This window comes from Sphingopyxis sp. SCN 67-31, assembly GCF_001725095.1.
Genome location: NZ_MEFH01000034.1, coordinates 1 through 6452, shown reverse-complemented (window position 1 = coordinate 6452; position 6452 = coordinate 1). Strand labels below are relative to the sequence as shown.

Annotated in this window: 5 protein-coding genes; all 5 read right to left on the bottom strand. The window is 65.1% G+C overall.

Going from position 1 to position 6452, the window contains the following annotated elements; all coding sequences use genetic code 11:
• Positions 1 to 1416, bottom strand: a 1416-nt coding sequence (locus ABS88_RS04915; RefSeq protein WP_286749309.1) for an acetyl-CoA carboxylase biotin carboxylase subunit, incomplete at its 3' end; no start/stop codon positions are given.
• Position 1417: 1 nt separating this feature from the next.
• Entirely contained in the window at positions 1418 to 1813 is a 396-nt protein-coding gene (locus ABS88_RS04910) for a hypothetical protein (protein WP_104959709.1), read from the bottom strand.
• Positions 1810 to 2841, bottom strand: coding sequence for a biotin synthase BioB (gene bioB / locus ABS88_RS04905; RefSeq protein ID WP_104959710.1), 1032 nt, complete (start codon positions 2839 to 2841; stop codon positions 1810 to 1812). Before bioB ends, ABS88_RS04910 begins: the two co-directional genes overlap by 4 nt.
• 77 nt (positions 2842 to 2918) lie before the next feature.
• The gene (locus ABS88_RS04900; RefSeq protein ID WP_286749307.1) at positions 2919 to 4199 is read right to left on the bottom strand and encodes an O-acetylhomoserine aminocarboxypropyltransferase; all 1281 of its coding nucleotides are present in this window, start codon (positions 4197 to 4199) and stop codon (positions 2919 to 2921) included.
• The gene (gene scpA / locus ABS88_RS04895) at positions 4196 to 6355 is read right to left on the bottom strand and encodes a methylmalonyl-CoA mutase (RefSeq protein ID WP_104959711.1); all 2160 of its coding nucleotides are present in this window, start codon (positions 6353 to 6355) and stop codon (positions 4196 to 4198) included. The genes ABS88_RS04900 and scpA overlap by 4 nt, the downstream gene beginning before the upstream one ends.
• Positions 6356 to 6452: the final 97 nt, after the last annotated feature.

Genomic DNA, 6452 nt, shown 5'->3' with positions numbered 1-6452 from the left:
GCGGAAGCGCGGGTGCTGCATGATCGCCGAGACGAAATCGATATTGTGGCCGAGCCCTTCGAGCTCGAAGCGGTCGAGCGCCGCGACCTGCAGATCGGCGGCCTCGTCGCGCGTCTCGCCCCAGGTGATCAGCTTGGCGATCATCGGGTCGTAGAAGATCGACACCTCGCCGCCTTCGGCCACGCCATCATCGACGCGGATATAACCCGCCTTCTCATCTCCGTTCGTGTCGAGCGAAGTCGAGACACCAGGAAGTCGCGCACGACCGATGGGCATCTCGACTTCGCTCGATGCGAACGGGGCTTGATGGCGGCTTGCGGGAGGCGGCGAATAGCGCACAAGCCGCCCGGTCGAAGGCAGGAAGCCGCGATAGGGGTCCTCGGCATAGACGCGATTCTCGATCGCCCAGCCGTCGATCTTGATGTCGTCCTGCGTCAGTTCGAGCTTCTCGCCCGCCGCGACGCGGATCATCTGTTCGACCAGGTCGATGCCGGTGATCGCCTCGGTCACCGGATGCTCGACCTGAAGCCGGGTGTTCATTTCGAGGAAATAGAAGCTCTCGCCCGTCGGATCGGCGCCCGAGACGATCAGTTCGACCGTGCCCGCGCTGTAATAGCCGACCGCCTTCGACAGCGCGACGCACTGTTCGCCCATCGCCTTGCGCATCTTCTCGGTCACGAAGGGCGACGGCGCCTCTTCGACCACCTTCTGGTGACGGCGCTGGATCGAGCATTCGCGCTCGTTCAGATAGAGGATGTTGCCGTGCTGGTCGCCGAGGATCTGAATCTCGATATGGCGCGGGTTGAGGATGAACTTCTCGATGAAGACGCGGTCGTCGCCGAAGCTGTTCAGCCCTTCGCGCTTGACGCTCTCGAACCCCTCGCGGACGTCCTTTTCGTCATAGGCGAGGCGCATGCCCTTGCCGCCGCCGCCCGCCGACGCCTTCATCATCACCGGATAGCCGATCTCGTTCGAAATCTCGACCGCATGCTCGGTGTCGCGGATTTCGCCGACGAAGCCGGGGACGACGTTGACGCCCGCTTCCTTCGCAAGCTTCTTCGACTCGATCTTGTCGCCCATCGCGGCGATCGCGTTCGCCGGCGGGCCGATGAAGGCGATATTTTCCTTGGCCAGCGCCTCGGCGAAGCTGGTGCGTTCGGACAGGAAGCCATAGCCCGGATGCACCGCCTCAGCCCCCGTCGCCTTGCAGGCTTCGATGATCCTGTCGGCGATCAGATAGGATTCGGACGCGGGCGACGGGCCGATGTGCACCGCCTCGTCGGCCATGCGCACGAAGGGCGCGCGCGCGTCGGCGTCCGAATAGACGGCGACGGTCGCAATGCCCATGCGGCGCGCGGTCTTGATGACGCGGCAGGCGATTTCGCCGCGGTTGGCGATCAGGATTTTCTTGAACATATTATGGCCTGTATCCCAAAATGACGTAGTGGTTATCGGCAGTGCGCCGCAGGTAGAAGTCGCCGGAGTAAGTCGGCTTCGGGTGTTCGCGATCGGGTTCCCATCCGGCACCGCTGCAATAGAATTGCATAACGCTGTGGCGGATTGGGTATGACTCGGCTGGAATCCCCTTCATGATCTTTTGCGCGGCAATGTTGCCAACGAGCCAGTCAGGCGCACCAAATGGCAGATCTTCTTCGTCGCTAAATGAGTAGGTTAGCTGACCTTTTACAACTACATCGCTTACCTCTCGGATACGGCTAATCTTTAACCGTTCCGGCTGATATCCACACGCCTCGGCCACGGGCGTGCACACGCCCAAGGCCGTCGCAACAAGGATAAGGCGCGCGATGCTCACTCCGCCGCCTCCATCCGCATCGGCTCTTCGCTCTCCATCGGGCGCAGCCCCAGCTTGGCGAACAGCGCGGCGTCTTTGCTATCGCCCGCGTTCGCCGTGGTCAGCAGCTTGTCGCCGGTGAAGATGCTGTTCGCGCCCGCCATGAAGCATAGCGCCTGCGTCGCCTCCGACATGCTCTCGCGGCCCGCAGACAGGCGAACCATCGACTTCGGCATCGTGATGCGCGCGACCGCGACGGTGCGGACGAACTCGATGTCGTCGATCTGCGCCAGCGGCGTATCGGCGAGCATGTCGCCGAGCACCGTGCCCTTGATCGGGATCAGCGCGTTGACCGGCACGCTTTCGGGATGCCGCGGCAGCGTTGCAAGCGCGTGGATGAAGCCGACGCGATCCTCGCGCGTCTCGCCCAGGCCGACGATGCCGCCCGAACAGACGTTGATGCCCGCCGCGCGAACCTCTTCCAGCGTGTCGAGCCGGTCCTGAAAGGTGCGGGTCGAGATGATGTTGCCGTAATTCTCCGGGCTCGTGTCGATGTTGTGGTTGTAATAATCGAGCCCCGCGACCGCGAGCGTCTGCGCCTGCTCGCGGGTGAGCATCCCCAGCGTCATGCAGGTTTCCATGCCCATCTGGCGCACGCCCTCGATCATCTCGACGATCGCGGGCATGTCGCGGTCCTTGGGGTTGCGCCACGCCGCGCCCATGCAGAAGCGCTGCGAGCCCGCATCCTTCGCCTCGGCCGCCGCCTGCAGCACGGCGCGGACGTCCATCAGCTTGGTCGCCTTCAGCCCCGTTTCGGCGTGCGCCGACTGCGAGCAATAGCCGCAATCCTCGGCGCAGCCGCCGGTCTTGATGCTGAGCAAGGTGCAGAGCTGCACCTCGCCGCGCGCATGGTGGCGCCGGTGGATGCCCTGCGCCTCCCACATCAGCTCATCGAACGGCAGGTCGAACAGCGCGGCGATTTCCTCGCGCGTCCAGTCATTGCGCGCCTCTCCCGCTCCGTTCGCATCGAGCAAAGTCGAGATGCCCATCGGTCGCGCACGACCTCCCGGTGTCTCGACTTCGCTCGACACGAACGGATGAGGGGGCGGAGTGGATTGGATCTGGCTCACGCGATCGCCTCCAGCGCCTGTGCGAGGTCGGCGATGATGTCGTCGATATGCTCGATGCCGACCGACACGCGCACCACGTCGGGACCCGCGCCCGTCTCGACGAGTTCGGCTTCGGAAAGCTGGCTGTGCGTGGTCGAGGCGGGATGGATGATGAGCGAGCGTGTGTCGCCGAGGTTGGCGAGGTGGCTGAACATCTTCACCGACGACACCAGCTTGACGCCCGCGTCGTAGCCGCCCTTGAGCCCGAAGGTGAACACCGCGCCGCCCTTGCCGCCGAGATAGCGCTTCGCGAGCGCGTGATAGGGGTCGTCCTCCAGCCCGGCGTAGGACACCCAATCGACCTTCGGATGCGCACGCAGCCATTTGGCGAGCGCGAGCGCGTTGCTGCAATGGCGCTCCATCCGCAGCGCCAGCGTCTCCATGCCGGTGAGCGCGAGGAACGCGTTCATCGGTGCGAGCGCCGGGCCGAGGTCGCGCAGGCCGAGCGTCCGCGCGGCGAGGATGAAGGCGAGGTTGCCGAACGTTTCGGCGAACTTGATGCCGTGATAGGAGGCGTTGGGCTCGGTCAGCGTCGGATATTTGCCGCCCTTCGTCCAGTCGAACGATCCCGCGTCGACGATCACCCCGCCGATCGCATTGCCATGGCCGTTGAGGAACTTGGTCGTCGAATGAACGACGATGTCGGCGCCATGCTCGATCGGGCGGCACAGCATCGGTGTCGCCATCGTGTTGTCGACGATCAGCGGCACCCCGGCATCATGCGCGACCTTGGCGATCGCCTCGATGTCCTGCACGACCCCGCCTGGGTTGGCGAGGCTTTCGATGAACACCGCGCGCGTCTTGTCGGTGATCGCAGCGGCGACATTGCCGGCATCGTCGGCGTCGACGAAATGCGTTGTCCACGCCATCTTGCGGAAACTCTGGCCAAGCTGGTTCTGCGACCCGCCATACAGCTTGCGCGCCGCGACGATCTCGCAGCCCGGTTCCATCAGCGTGTGAAAGGTCAGGAACTGCGCCGCGTGGCCCGACGCCACTGCGAGTGCGCCCGCGCCGCCTTCGAGCGCGGCGATCTTGCCCTCCAGCGCGCCGTTGGTCGGGTTCATGATCCGCGTGTAGATGTTCCCGAACTCTTCGAGGTTGAACAGGCGCGAGGCATGTTCGACGCTGTCGAAGACATAGGATGAGGTCTGATAGATCGGGGTGATCCGCGCCTTGGTCGTCGGATCGGGCTGGGTCCCGGCGTGGACGGTCAGCGTTTCGGGCTTCATCTCAGTCATGCGGCATCCTCCAGTGGCGGCATATTGTGGCCGAGCAGGCGCAGCACGTCGGCGGCGCATTCGACCACGTTGGAACCGGGTCCATAGATACCCTGCACCCCGGCGTCGCGCAGATAATCATAATCCTGCGGCGGGATGACGCCCCCCGCGATAACCTTGATGTCGCTGCGCCCGGCTTCCTTGAGGCCCCGGATCAGTTCGGGGATCAGCGTCTTGTGCCCGGCGGCGAGGCTCGACGCACCGACCGCGTCGACCCCGCTTTCGAGCGCGAGCACCACCGTTTCCTCCGGCGTCTGGAACAGGGGGCCTGAGACGACGTCGAAACCCATGTCGCCGAAGGCCGAGGCGATGACGTTGGCGCCGCGGTCGTGCCCGTCCTGCCCCATCTTGGCGATCAGCAGCTTGGGCGCGCGGCCCAGCCGGCGCTCGACCGCCTTGACCCCGTCGACGACCTGCTGCCAGCGGCCGTCGTCCTTGTAGGGCGCGGCATAGACGCCCTTCACCGGGGTCGGCACGGTCGCATAGCGGTCGAAGGCTTCCTCCATCGCCGCCGAAATCTCGCCGAGCGTCGCGCGGGCGCGCGCCGCATCGACCGCGTGGGCGAGCAGGTTGGTCTCGATCGACTGCGGCGCGGCCGCCGCCCTGCGCAGCGCGTCGAGGGCCGCGCGGCACGCCGCCTCGTCGCGGCTCGCCTTCACCGTGTTGATGCGCGCGACCTGCGCTTCGCGCACCTTGGTGTTGTCGACCTCGAGCGTTTCGAGCAGGTCCTCGTCCTTCAGGCGATATTTGTTGACGCCAACGATCACGTCGTCGCCGCGGTCGACGCGCGCCTGCCGCGCCGCGGCGGCTTCCTCGATCATCGCCTTGGGCCAGCCCGCCGCGACCGCCTTCGCCATGCCGCCCTCGGCCTCGACGCGGTCGATGATCGCCTGCGCCTTGTCGACCAGTTCCTGCGTCAGCGCCTCGACATAATAGCTGCCGCCCAGCGGATCGACGACATTGCACATGCCGGTCTCTTCCTGGATGATGATCTGGGTGTTGCGGGCGATGCGGGCGGAAAAATCCGTCGGCAGCGCGATCGCCTCGTCGAGCGCATTGGTGTGGAGCGACTGGGTGCCGCCGAGCATCGCCGCCATCGCCTCGATCGTCGTGCGGATGACGTTGTTGTAGGGGTCCTGCTCGGTCAGCGACACGCCCGACGTCTGGCAATGGGTGCGCAGCATCTTCGAGCGTTCGGATTGCGCGCCGAGCTTCGTCATCGCGCGATGCCACAGGACGCGCGCCGCGCGCAGCTTCGCCGCCTCCATGAAGAAGTTCATGCCGATGGCGAAGAAGAAGGACAGCCGACCGGCGAACTTGTCGATGTCGAGGCCGGATGCGACGCCATATTTCACATATTCGATGCCGTCGGCGATGGTGAAGGCGAGTTCCTGCACCTGCGTCGCCCCCGCCTCCTGCATATGATAGCCGGAGATCGAGATGCTGTTGAACTTCGGCATCTCGCGCGACGTATAACCGAAGATATCGCTGATGATCCGCATCGAGGGTTCGGGCGGGTAGATATAGGTGTTGCGGACCATGAACTCCTTGAGGATGTCGTTCTGGATGGTCCCGTCGAGCAGCGACCGCGCCACCCCCTGCTCCTCGCCCGCGACGATGAAGAAGGCGAGGATCGGGATCACCGCGCCGTTCATCGTCATGCTGACCGACATCTGGTCGAGCGGGATGCCGTCGAACAATATCTTCATGTCCTCGACGCTGTCGATCGCGACGCCCGCCTTGCCGACGTCGCCGACGACGCGCGGATGGTCGCTGTCATAGCCGCGGTGCGTCGCCAGATCGAAAGCGACCGACAGCCCCTTCTGCCCCGCCGCGAGGTTGCGGCGATAGAAGGCGTTCGATTCCTCGGCAGTCGAAAAGCCCGCATATTGCCGGATCGTCCACGGCCGCCCGGTGTACATCGACGCGCGCACGCCGCGCGTGAAGGGCGCGAAACCAGGCAGGCCGGGGTCGGTCTTCACATCCTCGGCCGTGTAGAGCGGCTTGACGTCGATCCCCTCGGGCGTGTGCCAGGTCAGGTCCCTAAACGCATCTGGGCCCTTCACCTCCTTCTCGGCGGCGGCGGCCCATTGGTCGAGGGTGGGTTTGTCGGTCATAATCTTCAGTCCCCTGCCCTCTCCCCTTCAGGGGAGAGGATACGCAGGCTTGCCAGCTTGCTGGCTAGCCGGAGTTGGAGAGGGGCCTACCCCCCCC

Coding starts and splice junctions, on each gene's coding strand:
- bioB (WP_104959710.1), bottom strand. CDS start 2,841: ATGGGCATCTCGACTTTGCTCGATGCGAACGGAGCGGGAGAGGCGCGC.
- ABS88_RS04900 (WP_286749307.1), bottom strand. CDS start 4,199: ATGACTGAGATGAAGCCCGAAACGCTGACCGTCCACGCCGGGACCCAG.
- scpA (WP_104959711.1), bottom strand. CDS start 6,355: ATGACCGACAAACCCACCCTCGACCAATGGGCCGCCGCCGCCGAGAAG.